This is a genomic window from Caldisphaera sp. (assembly GCF_049974385.1).
Classification (GTDB): domain Archaea; phylum Thermoproteota; class Thermoprotei_A; order Sulfolobales; family Acidilobaceae; genus Caldisphaera.
This window is the reverse complement of the sequence record NZ_JBMFIW010000029.1, coordinates 1-16460: the sequence shown is the minus strand read 5'-3', so window position 1 is coordinate 16460 and position 16460 is coordinate 1. Positions and strand designations below refer to the sequence as shown.

Annotated in this window: 24 protein-coding genes and 2 tRNA genes; 7 read left to right on the top strand and 19 right to left on the bottom strand. The window is 30.6% G+C overall.

Going from position 1 to position 16460, the window contains the following annotated elements; genetic code table 11:
* Nucleotides 1–111: 111 nt before the first annotated feature.
* Both ACP5GV_RS07355 and ACP5GV_RS07350 read right to left on the bottom strand, forming a co-directional pair.
* Nucleotides 112–327 carry a hypothetical protein gene (locus ACP5GV_RS07355; protein ID WP_428103102.1) on the bottom strand — a complete coding sequence of 72 codons (216 nt, stop codon included), beginning with the start codon at nucleotides 325–327 and terminating at the stop codon, nucleotides 112–114.
* A gap of 13 nt (nucleotides 328–340) precedes the next feature.
* Nucleotides 341–446, bottom strand: a tRNA-Pro gene (locus ACP5GV_RS07350).
* A 348-nt stretch (nucleotides 447–794) separates the two neighbouring features.
* On the opposite strand from ACP5GV_RS07350, the gene ACP5GV_RS07345 reads away from it, so the two are divergent.
* Nucleotides 795–1142: a hypothetical protein gene (locus tag ACP5GV_RS07345; protein ID WP_428103100.1), complete on the top strand. Its 348-nt coding sequence runs from the start codon at nucleotides 795–797 to the stop codon at nucleotides 1140–1142.
* Here ACP5GV_RS07345 and ACP5GV_RS07340 read toward each other — a convergent pair.
* From ACP5GV_RS07340 to thpR, 3 genes are read right to left on the bottom strand one after another with little or no spacing between them, the layout of a single operon-like run.
* The gene (locus ACP5GV_RS07340; protein WP_428103098.1) at nucleotides 1110–1898 is read right to left on the bottom strand and encodes a hypothetical protein; all 789 of its coding nucleotides are present in this window, start codon (nucleotides 1896–1898) and stop codon (nucleotides 1110–1112) included. The genes ACP5GV_RS07345 and ACP5GV_RS07340 overlap by 33 nt on opposite strands.
* A complete protein-coding gene (gene cca, locus ACP5GV_RS07335) occupies nucleotides 1847–3208 on the bottom strand; it encodes a CCA tRNA nucleotidyltransferase (protein ID WP_428103096.1) in 1362 nt (453 codons plus the stop codon). Before cca ends, ACP5GV_RS07340 begins: the two co-directional genes overlap by 52 nt.
* Complete coding sequence (gene thpR, locus ACP5GV_RS07330; protein WP_428069946.1) at nucleotides 3205–3762, bottom strand: RNA 2',3'-cyclic phosphodiesterase; 558 nt, start codon at nucleotides 3760–3762, stop codon at nucleotides 3205–3207. The genes cca and thpR overlap by 4 nt, the downstream gene beginning before the upstream one ends.
* Before the next feature lie 179 nt (nucleotides 3763–3941).
* Between thpR and ACP5GV_RS07325 the strand changes: the two genes are divergently transcribed.
* From ACP5GV_RS07325 to priX, 5 genes are all read left to right on the top strand, one after another.
* Nucleotides 3942–4313 carry a DNA-binding protein gene (locus ACP5GV_RS07325; RefSeq protein WP_292319284.1) on the top strand — a complete coding sequence of 124 codons (372 nt, stop codon included), beginning with the start codon at nucleotides 3942–3944 and terminating at the stop codon, nucleotides 4311–4313.
* An 11-nt stretch (nucleotides 4314–4324) separates the two neighbouring features.
* Nucleotides 4325–4480: a 50S ribosomal protein L39e gene (locus tag ACP5GV_RS07320; RefSeq protein WP_292319258.1), complete on the top strand. Its 156-nt coding sequence runs from the start codon at nucleotides 4325–4327 to the stop codon at nucleotides 4478–4480.
* Between the two features lie 11 nt (nucleotides 4481–4491).
* The gene (locus ACP5GV_RS07315; RefSeq protein ID WP_428069948.1) at nucleotides 4492–4821 is read left to right on the top strand and encodes a 50S ribosomal protein L31e; all 330 of its coding nucleotides are present in this window, start codon (nucleotides 4492–4494) and stop codon (nucleotides 4819–4821) included.
* A gap of 18 nt (nucleotides 4822–4839) precedes the next feature.
* Nucleotides 4840–5514 carry a translation initiation factor IF-6 gene (locus ACP5GV_RS07310; RefSeq protein ID WP_428069950.1) on the top strand — a complete coding sequence of 225 codons (675 nt, stop codon included), beginning with the start codon at nucleotides 4840–4842 and terminating at the stop codon, nucleotides 5512–5514.
* A gap of 585 nt (nucleotides 5515–6099) precedes the next feature.
* Entirely contained in the window at nucleotides 6100–6549 is a 450-nt protein-coding gene (gene priX / locus ACP5GV_RS07305) for a DNA primase noncatalytic subunit PriX (protein ID WP_428069952.1), read from the top strand.
* Between the two features lie 21 nt (nucleotides 6550–6570).
* Here the strand turns inward: priX and ACP5GV_RS07300 are convergent.
* From ACP5GV_RS07300 to ACP5GV_RS07275, 6 genes are all read right to left on the bottom strand, one after another.
* A tRNA-Gln gene (locus ACP5GV_RS07300) sits at nucleotides 6571–6660 on the bottom strand.
* Between the two features lie 66 nt (nucleotides 6661–6726).
* Nucleotides 6727–7662, bottom strand: a complete 936-nt coding sequence (gene thyX / locus ACP5GV_RS07295; RefSeq protein ID WP_292319262.1) for an FAD-dependent thymidylate synthase — start codon at nucleotides 7660–7662, stop codon at nucleotides 6727–6729.
* 85 nt (nucleotides 7663–7747) lie between these two features.
* Complete coding sequence (locus tag ACP5GV_RS07290) at nucleotides 7748–8383, bottom strand: RNase P subunit p30 family protein (protein WP_428069954.1); 636 nt, start codon at nucleotides 8381–8383, stop codon at nucleotides 7748–7750.
* On the bottom strand, nucleotides 8383–8811 hold the full coding sequence (locus tag ACP5GV_RS07285; protein ID WP_428069956.1) for an RNA-binding domain-containing protein: 429 nt from the start codon (nucleotides 8809–8811) through the stop codon (nucleotides 8383–8385). The genes ACP5GV_RS07290 and ACP5GV_RS07285 overlap by 1 nt, the downstream gene beginning before the upstream one ends.
* 23 nt (nucleotides 8812–8834) lie before the next feature.
* Nucleotides 8835–9482 carry a 50S ribosomal protein L15e gene (locus ACP5GV_RS07280; RefSeq protein WP_292319265.1) on the bottom strand — a complete coding sequence of 216 codons (648 nt, stop codon included), beginning with the start codon at nucleotides 9480–9482 and terminating at the stop codon, nucleotides 8835–8837.
* Between the two features lie 110 nt (nucleotides 9483–9592).
* Entirely contained in the window at nucleotides 9593–10486 is an 894-nt protein-coding gene (locus ACP5GV_RS07275) for a prenyltransferase (RefSeq protein WP_428103094.1), read from the bottom strand.
* A 120-nt stretch (nucleotides 10487–10606) separates the two neighbouring features.
* Here ACP5GV_RS07275 and ACP5GV_RS07270 point away from each other — a divergent pair, with 120 nt between their 5' ends.
* Complete coding sequence (locus ACP5GV_RS07270; protein WP_428103091.1) at nucleotides 10607–10894, top strand: hypothetical protein; 288 nt, start codon at nucleotides 10607–10609, stop codon at nucleotides 10892–10894.
* Nucleotides 10895–11388: 494 nt separating this feature from the next.
* On the opposite strand, the gene ACP5GV_RS07265 is transcribed toward ACP5GV_RS07270, so the two are convergent.
* The 8 genes from ACP5GV_RS07265 to psmA form a co-directional block, all read right to left on the bottom strand.
* Nucleotides 11389–11613, bottom strand: coding sequence for a KEOPS complex subunit Pcc1 (locus ACP5GV_RS07265; RefSeq protein ID WP_292319268.1), 225 nt, complete (start codon nucleotides 11611–11613; stop codon nucleotides 11389–11391).
* Nucleotides 11613–12161, bottom strand: coding sequence for a Brix domain-containing protein (locus ACP5GV_RS07260; RefSeq protein WP_367117873.1), 549 nt, complete (start codon nucleotides 12159–12161; stop codon nucleotides 11613–11615). Before ACP5GV_RS07260 ends, ACP5GV_RS07265 begins: the two co-directional genes overlap by 1 nt.
* Nucleotides 12162–12222: 61 nt before the next feature.
* Nucleotides 12223–12489 (bottom strand): 50S ribosomal protein L37Ae, encoded by a 267-nt coding sequence (locus ACP5GV_RS07255; RefSeq protein ID WP_428069816.1) that lies wholly within the window; start codon nucleotides 12487–12489, stop codon nucleotides 12223–12225.
* Nucleotides 12489–13346, bottom strand: coding sequence for an exosome complex protein Rrp42 (rrp42, locus tag ACP5GV_RS07250; RefSeq protein WP_292319271.1), 858 nt, complete (start codon nucleotides 13344–13346; stop codon nucleotides 12489–12491). The genes ACP5GV_RS07255 and rrp42 overlap by 1 nt, the downstream gene beginning before the upstream one ends.
* A complete protein-coding gene (gene rrp41, locus ACP5GV_RS07245) occupies nucleotides 13343–14065 on the bottom strand; it encodes an exosome complex exonuclease Rrp41 (RefSeq protein ID WP_428069814.1) in 723 nt (240 codons plus the stop codon). Before rrp41 ends, rrp42 begins: the two co-directional genes overlap by 4 nt.
* A gap of 3 nt (nucleotides 14066–14068) precedes the next feature.
* Nucleotides 14069–14761, bottom strand: a complete 693-nt coding sequence (rrp4, locus tag ACP5GV_RS07240) for an exosome complex RNA-binding protein Rrp4 (RefSeq protein WP_292319273.1) — start codon at nucleotides 14759–14761, stop codon at nucleotides 14069–14071.
* Nucleotides 14762–14763: 2 nt separating this feature from the next.
* Complete coding sequence (locus ACP5GV_RS07235) at nucleotides 14764–15462, bottom strand: ribosome assembly factor SBDS (RefSeq protein WP_428069812.1); 699 nt, start codon at nucleotides 15460–15462, stop codon at nucleotides 14764–14766.
* A 70-nt stretch (nucleotides 15463–15532) separates the two neighbouring features.
* Nucleotides 15533–16303 carry an archaeal proteasome endopeptidase complex subunit alpha gene (psmA, locus tag ACP5GV_RS07230; protein ID WP_428069810.1) on the bottom strand — a complete coding sequence of 257 codons (771 nt, stop codon included), beginning with the start codon at nucleotides 16301–16303 and terminating at the stop codon, nucleotides 15533–15535.
* Nucleotides 16304–16460: the final 157 nt, after the last annotated feature.

Sequence of the window (16460 nt, the reverse complement as noted above, 5' to 3'; positions counted from 1 at the left end):
AAGAAGTTATGCACCGTAACCTTGGTGAAACCCAAGGTCTGAGAATTGAATATAAATTCATAAAAATTCTATTAAGCTTAAACTTCTGTTTTAATGCAACTAGATTAAATTTTAACTTCCCTTAACTAAACTTTTGCTGTAACTTCTAAGCAACCAAGCCGGAACTTTTTTAACAAATTCGTAGGCTTCTTCCCATCCATCTAGACCGAGCTGCTTAGACAGTTCGTCTAAAGTCATTTCTGTATTGGCATATTTCCTTATTTTCAACAGCACTTCATTATTTATCTCTATCTGCTTATTTCCTACCCTTATTATATTGGAACTCATTTTCTCACCCTAATGGGGCCGCGGGGATTTGAACCCCGGACCACCAGCGATCTAGGCATCTCTGGTGGATAGGGAAATGCTCCCCAGGCTGGCATCCTACCAAGCTAGACGACGGCCCCTTCCATTATCTAGATACACATTATGAGATTAAAAATTCTAACGCATATTTCTAATTTTTATAATTAGTACTTAATTTTTGTTATCAGTTTTATTTTAGTTTTATTTATATTTAAAAACAAATCCATGAAATTTTTTTATTTAATTATTAAATCTGTGTTACGTTTACCTAAATTTTCAATTCAGCAATGCTCACACTTTTTAATTAAATTTTTGTATTCTTTCAATTATGTTTTATTTTTTAGTAACCTAATAAATTACAACATCTAAAATTGAGTAAAGAGGTTACTTATTAATATATTTGGAAAAACTAGTAATACTGAGGATTACAATATTATTGGTGATCTAAATTGAACCAAGTTTCAAGTGAAGGAAAAATATTAATTGTATGCAAAAAATGTGGAACGATCCTATATAGGTATGCTATAGGTGATAAAAAAGATAAAAATAAATTTAATGGCCCACCAATACCAAAAAAAGCTTTAAGTGGTTTTGATGGACATACTTGTCCAGTATGTGGTGAACCTCTAAACATGAAACCTAAAAGCATTAAATTTTTCACAATATCTATGTTTAACAGGCTATATTCTGATAATGGTTATGCGCTGGTTGAAAATACAAAGAATGTTTCAGAAGGTATAAGCGGAAAATCTAATGTAAACACATCAAATAAAGCTGGAGTTGATGATTCTTATTAATTCTTCCTTTATACGATCAAAAACTGATTGATCGCAATTTTTTGTCTTATATTGATAGAGCAATTTTTTCATATTGTCTGAATGCTTGATAAGATTAAATTTGCCAATTATACCTCCAATATATTTATTTATATTACCGCATCCCGTTGAAAAAGATTCTAGGTCTATTATAAGAGCTGGAAAGGCTCTTGGATAGCTAGGGAAATAAATATTTTTCCATGGTCTGTTTATTTCATTATGTAATATACCTGTATAATCCATAATTTTTGTAGATCTAAGACCTTCTATTATATAATTTGTAAGGTTAGATTTGTTTTCTCTTAGTATTAAGTGTCCCAGACTAACCTTGCCTATATAATCCATAACCAAAAAATCATTTGAATATTCATATACCTTAGGAGTTATACCGTATGCAGACATTTTCTCTATGATTTTTCCTTCATTTATAAGGCTTGTTCTTTTACTATCAACCCTCCGAACTTTAATTGCTTTAATTCCTAATTTCCTAATATATCCTAAAAAAACTAAACTCGAATGACCTTTTCCTAATATGCGAAAATTATTATATTTATTACCATAAATAACATAATCTCCGTAATTGCAAATCTTTTCTATCCCTAAAAGTTTTGCTTGATTTAATCTATAATATATATCACATTTTTGATGATATGGGTAACAAAACAGGTTTACTGAAATTTCATCTTCTATATATTTGCCATCCATGCAGGAATTGAATAAAGAGAATTCTTCACCCATTCTTTGATATCACCATTGACTCTCAATTTTTCATAATTCTCGAAAACCTCTACTTCTATTTTTTCAGTATATTTTAATCCTGATTCAAATATTGCATTTCTTATATAATCATGAAGATCTTTGACTTTCTTATCCCTGCCTCCATATAATTTATTATACTTAATAAACGATAAACCTCCTTCACTAATTCTTTTTTTTATAAAAGATTTTATGCCGTTGATATCATCATAGACTGATGGCCCTTCTAGAATATCTACCTTGGGTATAATAATATTATCTATTAAAAAACCTATAGCACCTAGCTTTGACTCATCTGTATAATAAGATCCCCTAAGCACTTTAATTCCAAAATTTTCTATAAAATTTTCTAAGTTTTCTGAAATCTTTTTTAATTTACCCCAAACATCTGTGGGAGGATAATTGAAATATTCTCCATGAAGTAATATTAGTAATAAGGGCGCATTTATTTTCGATTTAATATTATATGTGAATTTATGGAAAAATGCTGCATTAGGATTATTCAGATAAAGCTTTGATGCTAATATAAATGTCGATAAACTTTTCGTACTAACTGCAGCTGCAACATTTCTATAAGGATCGATGGGATCTACAACTATTAACCTAGACTTAGGGTATTTTTTAAGTAAATAATCTTTATCTCCATTATTTTCTATGTCTATATAAACAATATCCTTCCATTTTGATGCATTTATTAATGTGTTATAAAAAGATCCATAGTATGCTATTAGTAATTCTGAAAGATATCCAGAAAATCCTTCTATATGGCTCTCAGCTCCATATATGGATAGACCTTTTAGAAAAGATTTTAATAATTTTACATCATCTTTTTGACATTGATTAAGTTTGGAATTTATATAATTTGTGTGAAAAGGAGTCCTTTCGACTCCCATTCCTTTTTTTCTTGGTTTTTCTACATAGACTGTAGGAACAACATCAGCTTCTAGCCCCATATATGAAACAGTTACATACGGGTGTTGGCTATATTTTATTATAGTAGGAAAATCTCCCAAACATGACAATAAAAGATCCTTACCATTATTATTGATCCAATTATCATCTTTATTTTTTAATAAAACAAATATGTCTAATTCCCACTTATCATTTAATAATGTATTTTTGGCAAAACTGCCGACTTCTTCAATTTCAATTTCTAGGCCTTTCCTTTCTATACAATTATAGAGTTTATGCTTAATCAAGTTTGAAAATTTTTCTAAAACGTTAACTTGAAAATTACTTGGTTTAATTTTATCTAGTACATGCTTTTCCAGTTCTGTTCTATTACAATTCATTTACAAAGCGCCTCAGCCAAATTGTTATAAATTGGACCATTTTTTGTTAAGGTACTTTTCTTAAGCTTTATAGAATTAATATTAATAGATCCAATATCAATATCTTTATATTCATTTAAAAACTTTGATAAAGAATTCGATTTCCCAAACTTTATTCTTGCAATAGTTAAATGTGGTATGAATTCCTCATAATTTATTTTAAATCCATTTTTAATGAGCATCTCATCTATCTCTTTTTTTATGCTTTTAAGCATTTCAAATCCATTTACTATACCTACCCATATCACTCTTGGATTTTCTGGGCTAGGAAATGCTCCAACACCCTTTAAATCTATATTAAAAGAATTACATTTTAATTTATTTATTATATTTTCTTTAATAATCTCTACATCAGATTCGCTTATCTCTCCTAGAAACCTTAATGTAATATGTAAATTATCAGTTTCAACAAATTTCATTTTAATATTAAAGCTCTTTAAATAATCTATAATATTTTCTATCTTTCCTATAATATTAGTATCATTCGCATCTACCGCAATAAATGCTCGGACCAATTTTTGATTCGCCCTTAATATATATTTAAATTATAAATATATTAAAACTTATTTACTCATTGAATTTTTTTATAAGAAGTGAAGCGTCTATTATTATCTAAAAAAATTGTAAAGAATTCCATAAAATTTAATTAAATAAAAAATTGTTTATTAGGGCTAATTTATTACTAAAACTAGTGGTGAGAAATTTGAGCGATGACTTTAGCGATTACAGCGATGATGATGAACTAGAAGCCATAAAACAAAGAAGGCTTTTAGAACTTAGAAAAAGGATGGAAGAAGAACAAAGAAGAAAAAGGATGGAAGAAGAACAAGAAGCCCAAAAGCTAGCAATTCTAAGAGCTATTATGGAGCCAAACGCATTAGATAGATTAAATAATTTGAAATTAGTTAAGCCCGATTTGGCTAAAATTGCAGAAGAAACAATAATAAGATTAGTTCAAATGGGAAGATTGAATACTCCTGTTACTGAAGATGTAGTGAAAAATATATTAATAGAACTAGATAACAGATCTAGAAAGGAGTATGAGTTTAAGTTTAAGTGGAAATAAGGTGCTAGGCTATGGCAAGAAATAAGCATTTAGCAAGAAAGTTAAGGCTCGCTAAAGCCAATAAAAGTAATGAGTCTGTTCCAGTTTGGGTTGTGGTAAAAACATTAAGGAAATATACAAGTAATCCAAGAAGGAGAAATTGGAGAACATCTAAATTGAAAGTGTGAGGGGATATTTTATGGAAGTAGGAGACGCATTTGTTTATGTTATACCTTTAAAAAAGATCTACTTTGGAAGAAGGAGTAATAGGGCTAAAAGAGCTATTGATTATATTAGAAAATTTGTATCAAAGCATGTAAAAGTTAATCCTGAAGACGTAGTTATTATGGATGATGTAAACTCATTCATATGGGAACGTAGCATAGAAAAACCACCAAGAAAAGTGAAAATAATAGCAGAAATGAAAGAATTTAAACCAGAAGAAGGAGAAGCCGTTAAAAAAGTATTAGTTAGGCTTGCTGGAGAAAAAGTAAGAACAGGAAAATACGAAATAAAAAATAAACAATAAAATAATAGGTGAAGTTTTTTGCCTTTTGAAATCGCTAAGATGTCTATTTTTGGCAACAGTAATATAGGAGTTTATGTATATGGAAATGATAAAATAACATTTATTCCCCAAGGATTACAGAAGAAAGATATAGATGAAATTAGTCAAATATTGCAAACGGATATAACAGAAGTGTCTATAGCTAATACTAGATTAATCGGAGTTTTGATGTCTGGCAATAACAATGGATTAATTTTATCGAGAATCGCGAGTGATAACGAAATTGATTTAATAAAGAAATCAGCTAAAGACTTAAATGTAGCAGTTTTATCAAGTAGAAACAATGCTATAGGAAATCTTATTGTGGCTAATGACAGAGCTGCCTTAGTTTATCCTTATTTTGAAGATGATATAATTAAACAAATACAAGATAACTTAGGTGTAGAAGTATTTAAAAGAAGTGTAGTAGGAATTCCTACAGTTGGAGCTATTATAGCAGTTACTAATGTAGGTGGTTTGGTTCATCCTGACGTTTCAGATGAAGAAATAAAGTTTTTAGAAGATATATTTAAAGTTCCATTTAAAACGGGGACAGTTAACTTTGGAGTATCATTTATAAGAACTGGTTTAGTAGTTAATACAAAAGGGGCTGTAGTTGGAGAAGATACGACAGGCCCTGAAATAGCAAGGGTTCAGATGGTCTTTGGAACATAAATACCAATCATTTACAATCCTAAATGTCAAGAATTTCCTAAAGTTTCCCTAAAGTTTCAAGAGATTTATTTGCAGATATATGACAAACCTCGCCCCTTCTAAGGCGGGGTAAAGTTTTAAATTCTGAAATGTGTTAAGGTATTGCGAAAACAATAAGGTGTGTGGGGAAGCCCATAATGGGCATACCATGTGTGTAGTGTCCCCACCCACACAGATACATATCCCTGAGTCCCTAGGATCCACTGATAGAGAGCTCTCTGTAGTGAGAGAGGGATAATGGCTGAAGATTCACCAGTAGTCTACTGTTAAACGAATGGAGCGGGGTGGTTAAAGGCTACTAGCTATTAAGTGATAAAGATGAAGATAGTAAACCACAAATCTATGAATCGCTTTGGGGGAACCCTCATCCTTCAGGACGTAAAGGAGGTCAGTGCAATAATATATAACATAAGTTAAAGATTTTAATTGCTGCTATAAAAAGTTTATTCTAAACCAAAAAATTATTTAATAATTAAAAAATTAACCCAAAAAACAATCTATGAAAATATTATCTCTTTATATAATAAATGATTCTGGTGCCTGCGAATGGAATTTGAAAAGATTATTAATAATTGCCAGAAATCTGACATTGACTGCAACAAATCAATCGAAGAATTAATAAAAAAATATTGTCCAAATCCATCCGATTGTGCAATAGCAATATATAAGGAAAACTTAATAGAAAAATTCAATTGGATTGAAAAAATAATAAAGAATGGAGTCCCTGATGGCAGGACTAGATTGATATTATATGTAATAGCAAGATATCTTATAAATATCAAAAAAATGAATGATGAAGAGGCTATGAGTCAAATTAGTGAGTTTATAAATAACAGTTGTAAAAATTATAATAATTGCTCGCAAATTTATAAATCATGGATAATCAATGTCATCGGGAAAGTAAAGAATGGAAAATGGAAGCCATGGAGTGCCGATAAAATTAGAAGCTCTGATCCAGAATTATATAAAATTATTGAACCAATTATTAAACATTGAAATCAATTTAAAATTTAATTATAGCCGGGCGGGGATTCGAACCCCGGTCTCGGGGGTTCTCCCTAATTTAAGTCCAGAGCCCCGAATCCTTGGCCGCTAGACGACCCGGCTAATTAATAATATTAGCATTATATCTTTTAAAATTTTTTATAATTTTTACCTATTTTTATTTAAAAATTATAAATTTAAAGTGTTATAAGCTGTTAAAAGGCATGCCCTTATTCCGTTATTTTTAACCAATTCAGGACATCTATTTATGGTAAAACTACTATTGCCTTCTACAAAATTCTGTAAAGTTTCTGGTTCATCCCTATTTATATTTTCAAGATGTACGCAACTTGGCCCTGCATATTTAAATAGCTCTGGATGAACTTTAATTAATTCACTCCATAGAAGCCATGCTACTTTTCTAATTTCCCATTGAGCTCTGGTGCACATTCTTAAAGGAAAGAAAGTTTGAATTAGTTCTCTAGCGTTCATGGTTACTGTAATTTTAGTTCTAACAGACATGGGTATTATAAATCTTGAATCTTCCTTAGACAGCCCTGTTGAGAGAAGATTATAATAATTTGCAGTCGCTTCTATCAAGGATTTCGCATAGATTTCAGCTCTTTCCTTCCTCATCATTGGAGGAAATACATATGCTATGTTCGCTGCCTCAATCAATTCTTTAGGATTTAACAGCGATATAGAATTTTTTAAAGCTTCACTATAGCATCTGTAAGCTTCTCTGTCACCTTTTTTTGGCTTTTCAGGACAATTCATTTTAATTTTAGAGCCTAACAACAACGCCATATCTCTAAGAGAAGCTTCGGTATACCTCATACTTTGTTGGGTAAAGCTTGCTATCCTATGTCTCACAAGTTGATGAGAACATACTCTAGAACAGCCTTCAATCATAAACGTGTAAGAGCTGTGTTCCCATGGGCTAAAATGATTTCTCTTAAAAGTTTCTTTTATCCAAATATCGATTTCATCTTGTTTTATTTCTAGAAGCCCCCTAACGGTTTTTTTGGATGTGCTCATCTTTGATGCAGTAGCTATAATTTTTGGGGAATCTTTCGTATACTCGACTAATAAAACTTTTATATTAAGACCTATTTTTTCTTCCACAAAATTCACCAAATTAGTATAGTACAAGAAATTTTAAAAGATTTCTAAATATTTTATGTTTAAACAAAATGACATATAAAGAAAGTCAATGATATTTGGATTGAATAAATACATTATAAGGATAAGTTGTTAAAGCCATTATAGAATAAGATTTTTCAATACCTAAAACCGCAAATAAACTCTTTATGTAAGCCGGATGCCAAAGTTCATATTCACAAGCTGCATCGCTAACTACATAAAATTTAATTTTTAATTTAACGGAATTTCTAATTAAGTTTATAAATTCTCTTAAATAAAACAAATTATTATTGTATAAAAGAGGTCTCATGCTTATTTCTATAGTTCCCTTTTTAGCAATATTAAATAAATTTTTAAGACTTTTATTGATCCTGATATTATTTTCAACGTTTATCCTTATAGAATTTACTTCTTGAATTAAATTCAATGAATTTAAAATATGATTATTTTTGGGCTCTGCTACTAATATGGCATCTTTTTTAGTATGCTTTAATATTTCGTTTAGTTCTTCTTTGTTATTTATTTTAAAAGTATTTCTCTTAATTATATTAATTGCATATTTTTCAGCTATTTTAATTATTTTCTCATCAATAAATTTTGATTCTAGCCCAACATAATTAAAACCCATTCTATTTAATTTTTCTGCCATTTTAACCCATTCATCATAACTTTTTGGATTTACAGAAAGATCTAGGTAATTCATTATCTCACGTTACTGTATTTATTAGCTATTAATTCTTTTAATTTTTCTAAGCTAGATTTACTATCAAACTTAAAAACTAATTTAATTACGTCATCTGCATCGCTAATCGTATATTCTCCAAGATAAGCTTTTTGCTTATTAAGCCTTATATGAAAAGTATTGCCTTTTCCTATTCTATCATAAAAAGTTTTTAAAATATTGTCTTTATCAGGTCTCGGCAAATTGTCTAATATAGTATTAAGAATCTCTTCTGCTTTTTCATTTTCTATTATACAACTAATTACTATAATCGAATTCCCATAATAGCCTTCATAATGTTCTTCTATAATATTAAAATCACTTTTAATAATATTTTTTAAGGCTGCCATAATTTTTTCCTTATCCTCTGTTGCATGCACAAAAACTCTTATTTCTACAGATTTAATCAATATTTGCACCAAAAAAAGTTTTATTACTTACTTGTATTAAAATACCTAACGTGTCTATTTGCTTCATGGCCTTTTCTCAATTTCCTTTCCTTTTCTTTTTTCTTCCATTTATGGTTGTGAGTATTTTTCAGTCCTCTTCCCTTTGCAATTCCACGAGCTTTTTTACCTGCATATGTTAGTCCGCGATTTGGCCTACCGTATTTGCTTGCACTATTTAAAAGCCAAGAATAATCCTTGTCATTTGTTATTGAAGGGTTGTTTGGATCAACTAAAATTACTTCATACCATTTATGAATACCATCCTCACCAACATAGTAACTTCCTAACACTACTAAATCGGGATACCTATTTTGAGCCCTTTCTTCGGCTATTAATCTAAGACTTTTACCAACAGTTATAGCATTCACTCCCATTCTTTTAGGTCTTCTTCCAGATATAGGTCTTTGTTTTCTCATTCCACCCTTTCTTACCTTAACTCTAACAACTATTATTCCCTGTTTGGCTTTGTAGCCCAAAGCTCTCGCTCTGTTCAGTCTAGTAGGCCTTTCAAGTTTAGTTATTGTAGGCTCGTTTCTCCATGCGATCAATCTTTGACGCATTAATGCGGCATGCTCTTTTTCATAGGGCTTTTTCCATGCATTTGCTAAGTAATAGTACATAGATTTAGACATGATCTTCTACCTCATCATTTACCTTATTCTAAGCTCTATACTATAGGTTAGAAGAAGAATTTTTAAAGTTAGCTACCTTCAATTTTCTTAATTTAAATATATTTATTTTATTAAATTATCTTAAATATGCCAATGCTTGCAGAATAAAAAATTCCAAAGAATAACGCTTGCATTGCCGTAGTAACGTCTAACGTAGTCAATTTATCTCTAATCACATCCTTTATTATGAAATAATTGTATATTAGCGTTACGTTAGTGAATATAGCTGTTATAGGTAAAACTCTAAATATAAAAATCCCTAAGTATATGAAAAGGTAAGGCATAAATAACTCTATCAAAAATAATATTTTTGCCTTATTCTTCCCCAATAGTATAGCAATTGTTTTTGCTCCTGCATTTTTATCATATTCTATATCTCTTATGTTATTAACGTTCATTACAGTGAATAGATAAACTGAAGGAGGAAGGCCAACTATTAAAGATATAGGGCTAATCTGGCCAGTTGCTAAATAGTAAGCTCCTAGTGGAACAACTACACCCCAAGCTAAATAAGCTGTGAATTCTCCTAAGGCATTATACTTCAAATATAGAGGAAATCCTGAATATCCATAAGCTAAAATAAAGCCTATTAAACCCAAGACTATTGATAAGGGTCTTCCTTCAAACGTCAACATTAAACCAAGAGAAATTGCTATAGCGGACATCACATATCCTAATATCAAAGTTGAATCAGGACTTAGTATTTTATGTATAATTAAATGATATTTTCTAACTATACCTTTTTCATTATCAATACCTTTTTTAAAATCAAAATAATCATTAAAAATATTTGATGCTACATGTAAAAATATGGAACCAATAAGACCAATAATTGTTAGCCCAAGATTAATTTTATGAATAATTATAGATGCAACTAGTATAACTGACACATAATCAAATAAGGTCATAGGCAAGCTCCATGGTCTAATACCCTTTAGTAAATCTATCAGCCTTTTTGGATTCATGTCGCATCATGAAATGATTTTATAATAGAGTTAAAAAACGAGAATATTTATTTTTATCATTCATTAAACTATATTTATAAATATTAACCTTAATTATCTATATAATTATGGTGAAAACAATTGATAAAATACCAAAAGCTTATGAAATTTTTAGAGAATAATCCAGCTTATTTATACAAAGAGGAAAATGATATAATAGAGATTTATTTCAATACACCTTCTCTTCAAGAAGCCTCTGAATCTGATGATACATCAGACTTTAATAGGAGTATGCATATAATACTAAGAAAGAATAAAAATGATGAAATAGAAGTTATAGAGGCTGAAATAGAAGGTATAAATTATCATAAAAAAATGTCTAATGATGAAATAGAGTGGTGGCTCAATACAATAGATGTTATGTATTAAAAACACTTTAACTAAATGTATAAAATTCCCTAACTTCAAACTTACTAATCTATAAGCATATGGATTTAAGTGGTATAAAACCTCGCCATCTATAACGGTAATAGATAACTTCCTTGTGTTATATTTTTAATTATTTAATTTATTCTGAAATTTTTCAATTTTTAAGTGATGCTATGCTAATTGTAATATTCCATTTTATAATATGCAAGCTTTCTAGCTTTAAGTGCGTTACTAGTTGAATTTATCATGCGAAATAAACAATATACTGTAGGCTTTCATCTGTTTTTACTGATAAAGGATAATCCCCGCACCGATGTGGACTATGTCCAAAAAGGTGAAAGAATTGCAAAGATGTAAGCCCTGTGCCGTTGGGCTCGAAGGAGATATATGACACACATACTGTTAAGCTTAACGGCAGGCGGTCAAGGGCTAAATCCCTACGCTCTATCATTAATAAAAATGAGTTAAATGAAAGTGTAAGGACAAACAGTAGCTCATATGGATGTTATCATAGCATAAATAAGATTCATATAAGAATTTGATAAGGCACGTAAACCCGATAAAGTATCACTAAGAATTGTTAAATATAAACAACCATTATTGTATTCTATATTAACTCGTCCTTTTTTCGGAGCTTCCTGATTAACCTCTGCAATCAAGGACTTATATAGAGCATCAGTTAAATTGCCTAAACATATTTTAAATATAATTTCTTTCATTATATAACATCTCCTTTAATCTTTAGCCTAAAATTTGGACCAATGTTTTTTCCTTCATTATTAAAAACCAAAACATCTAAAACTGGTAAATCAGATTTAATAAGAAAATAAGCTTCGTTATTTTTTAAATTATCATTACTGAATGGGATCTTAAATATTTCTGCAAACAGCTTAACATATTTTAACTCTTTTTCATTATATCCACTTAATTGCTTAACAAAAATATTCTTTAGCCTTATTTTATCATTTATACCTAATTCCTTCCTTAAAGCTACACTATTAATAATAAATTCATATGATTTTTCTGGTTTATCATAATTCTTGATCGGATTATATATTTCGATTCTTCCAGGATTTCCTTTAAATTCTCCTATTATGATTAATTTCTCCATGTTATATTTTAAAATTATATAGTTTAAATCTTCTAAAGAAAGTTTTCCTCTTGTAATTTTTATACTATCAGGTAAAACACTTGATAACTCATTTATAAAAGTTCTTGTTCTTTGGCTAGGATCTCTACTACTTGTTATTAAAATAGGTCTTATAATAGATTTTCTATTAAAAATATCTCTAATCCTTGAAGGAATATCAAGCAAAATACATCACGAGTTACATGGATTTATAGTATCTGGGTAAATATATTGATAGTTCTGATCTTGGAGTATATGATCCGCCTGCAAACTTATGACCACATTTTTTACATACCCATATTCCTACGGATTCTTTTTTAACAGTGCCTATGCTTCCACAGAAAGGGCATTGATGATCTTGATACATTTTTTCCATTACTGCCTTTACTCTTTTCCTCAAAGTAGAACCATATCTAGGACCATACTTACCAGATGGACCTACTATTTTTGTGTGACTGTAAACCATTACTTATCACCCTTTTCTTCTTTTACTTCACTTTTTAGTGCATCGTTTAGCAATTTAAAATATACTTGAGCAGCTGAGCTGGACACGTTTATTATATTATCAATTTCTTCTTGTGATAAAGAACCCATACCGGTTTTCTGAGCCCCAACTATATTGCCTTGCTCATCAAAAGCTATTACAGATTTTGTATCTGATATTATTTCTTCATCCAAATTTGGATCAACCAATATATAATTTTCTACTTTAGCTGTCGTAACTGTAACAACTTTTTTATTTATTTTTATCGGATTATTTGAAATATTTTTACTTATTTTAATTTCTCCTGTTTCGAGCTCTTCGTATTCAGGCATTTTAGCCGTTAAAAGAGCAGCCATTGCTGCCAGCATACTGGCATCGAAAAGATTTCCGTCATAGTCCAAAATATATAGATCAAGCCATATCATCCAAACTTTATCTCCTGGTCTTATAACGAGAGAATTCAAATCGACTGCTTTTGGATCTCTTAGACTTCTATCGATTACTCTAGCCAATTCTATAGAATTTTCATCTGGAGGTCCTGGCTCAAATTGAGGTGAAGCTAAGGGAACTAATTCTGCATGAACTTGTAATACTCCTTGGTCTGGGGTATCGAAAAATGGTTCTCCAGGTTCTATTTTTATTCCAGCCATTACTTGAGTGTTACCTAATTTAACTAGTGATGATCCATTAGCTTTTTCCAGCACATTTGTTTGAATTGATATCTTCCTAGGAGAGTAGAAATCCCTTTCATCAGCCCTTTGACCTTTCCTATATAAATTAAGATAGGATTCTTTTTTTATTTTGGGAATTATTTGAACTCTAAAGGGCGTCGTACTCATTCTTCACCAGCCTCCTTATATGAATTTCTTAAAGTCTCTTTCTCAATATCAACAAGCTTGTTAATTACCTTCATAGCCATATCTATGGCATTATGAAATTCTTCTTTACTTAAAACTCCATTTAATTGATACAAAGTTATTTGACCTAAATCCGGTGCTGCTACAATTGGCATATCCGCATCACCATACATATCTTCAACTTCATTTAAATCGACTATTAATACATTATCTACCTTACCTATGGCTACACCAGCAACTAGAGCTTTCATAGGAATTCCTGCATCAGCTAAAGCTAAAGATGCTGCAGTTGCACCAACTGTTCTAGTCCCTCCATCTGATTGAAGGACTTCTATAAAAATATCTATTGAAGTCCTTGGGAAATAATCTGTAATAACAATAGGTTCAAGAGATTCTCTTAATACTTTTGAAAGTTCTACTTCTCTTCTACTTGGAGCAGGGTTTTTTCTCTCTTCAGTTGAAAATGGAGCCATATGATACCTAACCCTTAAAGAAGCTCTATCTGGTAATGATATAGATTTTTGAGACTCTTTTGGACCATAAACAGCTGCTAAAACTTTTGTTAATCCATATTCAACCAAAGCTGAACCGTCAGCATTTGATAAAACTCCTACTTGCATTTTTACCGGTCTTATTTCATCTGGTTTTCTGCCATCTAATCTTTTTCCTTCATCATCTATAAACCTTTGTGGTCTTGTCATATTTCATACACCTCTTACTTTCCTTTCTTCCTCTATGAATTTCTTAACTTTTTCTGTTAGTCCAGTTATATGTGATTGTAGTTCTATCATTTTAACTGCATTTGATGCAATATTTTCTAATTGTTCGTTTTGGCATTTTATATGAATCATACCATTAACAGCAACAAAAAATTCACAGCTGGTTGTACTCTTTAACATTTCTATCATGGATCCTTTTTTACCAATTATTCTTGGAATTCTAGTAGGATGCACAGACACAACTATTCCCTCAACAATTTTTCCTAACCCTTTATCCTGAACTGTTAACAAAGGATTTCTAATCCTATCAAATGCTGCTATCTTTGCTTTGACGTACTCACCTATCTGGAGATATTTAAAAGGATCTTCTGGCAATTGGTTGCTTTGTTTAGATCCAAAGAAGTCTTGAACACTTAATATAGCTTGATAAGGTGAATTTATATCTAAAAACCAGTTAGCTACTCCATGAGATGTAACTAATCCAATAATTATATCTCCCTCTTTAGGTAAGTAAACTCCATTTAAAGGTGAATATGATATTTGGCCTTCTTGTTTTAAATCTATAACTCCTATTATAGAAACTCTCTTTTCGTTTTTATAATCATATACATAAAAATCTGATATATTTACCCCTTCTATTTTTTCTCCCGGAACTAATACTCTTCTTGTTGTACTCATGCTTATACCACCTTAACTGATATATTTGCTTGCCCTTTTGCAAGCGTTTGAACCTTATCTATTACTTCTATTTGGGCACCTGCTGGTATTTCAAGTTCTACTTTTAAACTACCATCAGATCCCCAATTAGTCTTCTTCACTTCTCCTAATCTCTGAATCTCCTTATAAGCTCTTGATGAATATTCTGGAGGTATAGAAATCTCTAATAATGCCTTAGCTATTTTAATTGGCATTAGAAGAGATAGTTTCTTAACGGCTTCCAATGCCTGAGCTTCAGCTCCCTTAAAAGGATCGATGTTTAACCTGATTTGATCTAAAGCATTTTCGATTCTTTGTTCAGGAATTGGTTTGCCTGCCTTAGGATCTATAGTATTTTTTACTATATAATTAATTATCTGCTTTCGCTTTGCTTCTATCATCTTTTTTCGTTCTTCCTCAGTTAGTTGAATTTGACCTTCTTTCAAAATTTTTTCTGCTATTTTAATTATATCATCTGTTCCAAAAGCTTTCTTTAATGAATCAGGACTTGCTTTTAATCCTTTTTTAATATCCTTAAAAATAGTATCAGCCCACAGTACCTCTGATATACTAACCTTTTCTCCTTCTCTAAATTTAAATGCTAAATCCGGTTTTACAGGAATTTCAAATTTTTGGCCCTTTATTTCTATCCATGCTGTTATAAATTCTTGTTTTTTTGTCAAACTCACCACCGCACATTTATTATATTTAAAAATAGATATACAAAATTTTATCTCTATCTTTTAAAAATATCTAACTCAATAATTCTCCCTTATTATCAATAGCTATATCATTTATCTCTTTTTCGCTTACTCTAGTAAATACCTTTTGCTTTGTATCTACATACGCTATCTCTACATATTGCCCAAAGTTATTTATTAATTCTTCTTTCTTTTCATCACTTGTGGCAGCTCTACTCTTAAATAGGGATTTTACAGCAAGCTCTATAGCATCACTTAAACTCATATCTTTATTATATTGTTTTTCCATATAACTGTTTGCAACATCTCCTCCTAAACCTATTGCAACCGCATAATAGCTAAAGTACTGACCACCAGGTTCTGTTCTAAAAAGCTTTGGTACATTGTCACTATTAACTCCGCCAAATATTAAAGCTACGCCAAAAGGTCTGAATCCACCATGTTGAGTATAAGCCTGTTTTATATCCGCAACTGATTTTGTTATGTATTCAACCGAAGGCGCTTCGCCATAAGTTAACCTATGCCTTATAGATACTTGTCTTGCATAATCAATTAAAACTCTACCATCGCTACCCATACCTGCGAATGTCACTCCTATATGATCATCGACTTTATAAATCTTTTCTACTCCTTCCAGATCAAGTAATGGAAGCATTTTCCTTTTCTCTGCAGCTAAAACTACTCCTTGACTAGTCATAATGCCTAAACTTGTCCAACCTTTTTTAACTGCCTCGAATGCGTACCTAACTTGATATAACTCACCATCAGGTGAAAATATAGTTATAGCTCTATCATATGCCGATGGAGGTGCAGCCATTGCCATGTTTTTCTCACCAAAATCTTAGGTTATACTGAGAATTTAAATATACTTATATGCTATCAATTAAATCATCAAAAAGCAACTGAAGCCGTCGTCAACAGTTTCCGATAAACCGTGAAGTTTATATACTTTGTATGTGAATTTAATTATGGTGCTTAAT

Bases quoted from the DNA above. Each gene is read 5' to 3' on its own strand.
- ACP5GV_RS07355 (WP_428103102.1), bottom strand. From the start codon at position 327: ATGAGTTCCAATATAATAAGGGTAGGAAATAAGCAGATAGAGATAAAT.
- ACP5GV_RS07340 (WP_428103098.1), bottom strand. From the start codon at position 1,898: ATGGGTGAAGAATTCTCTTTATTCAATTCCTGCATGGATGGCAAATAT.
- cca (WP_428103096.1), bottom strand. From the start codon at position 3,208: ATGAATTGTAATAGAACAGAACTGGAAAAGCATGTACTAGATAAAATT.
- ACP5GV_RS07320 (WP_292319258.1), top strand. From the start codon at position 4,325: ATGGCAAGAAATAAGCATTTAGCAAGAAAGTTAAGGCTCGCTAAAGCC.
- ACP5GV_RS07315 (WP_428069948.1), top strand. From the start codon at position 4,492: ATGGAAGTAGGAGACGCATTTGTTTATGTTATACCTTTAAAAAAGATC.
- priX (WP_428069952.1), top strand. From the start codon at position 6,100: ATGGAATTTGAAAAGATTATTAATAATTGCCAGAAATCTGACATTGAC.
- ACP5GV_RS07290 (WP_428069954.1), bottom strand. From the start codon at position 8,383: ATGAATTACCTAGATCTTTCTGTAAATCCAAAAAGTTATGATGAATGG.
- ACP5GV_RS07280 (WP_292319265.1), bottom strand. From the start codon at position 9,482: ATGTCTAAATCTATGTACTATTACTTAGCAAATGCATGGAAAAAGCCC.
- ACP5GV_RS07275 (WP_428103094.1), bottom strand. From the start codon at position 10,486: ATGAATCCAAAAAGGCTGATAGATTTACTAAAGGGTATTAGACCATGG.
- ACP5GV_RS07265 (WP_292319268.1), bottom strand. From the start codon at position 11,613: ATGAAAGAAATTATATTTAAAATATGTTTAGGCAATTTAACTGATGCT.
- ACP5GV_RS07255 (WP_428069816.1), bottom strand. From the start codon at position 12,489: ATGGTTTACAGTCACACAAAAATAGTAGGTCCATCTGGTAAGTATGGT.
- rrp42 (WP_292319271.1), bottom strand. From the start codon at position 13,346: ATGAGTACGACGCCCTTTAGAGTTCAAATAATTCCCAAAATAAAAAAA.
- rrp41 (WP_428069814.1), bottom strand. From the start codon at position 14,065: ATGACAAGACCACAAAGGTTTATAGATGATGAAGGAAAAAGATTAGAT.
- rrp4 (WP_292319273.1), bottom strand. From the start codon at position 14,761: ATGAGTACAACAAGAAGAGTATTAGTTCCGGGAGAAAAAATAGAAGGG.
- psmA (WP_428069810.1), bottom strand. From the start codon at position 16,303: ATGGCAATGGCTGCACCTCCATCGGCATATGATAGAGCTATAACTATA.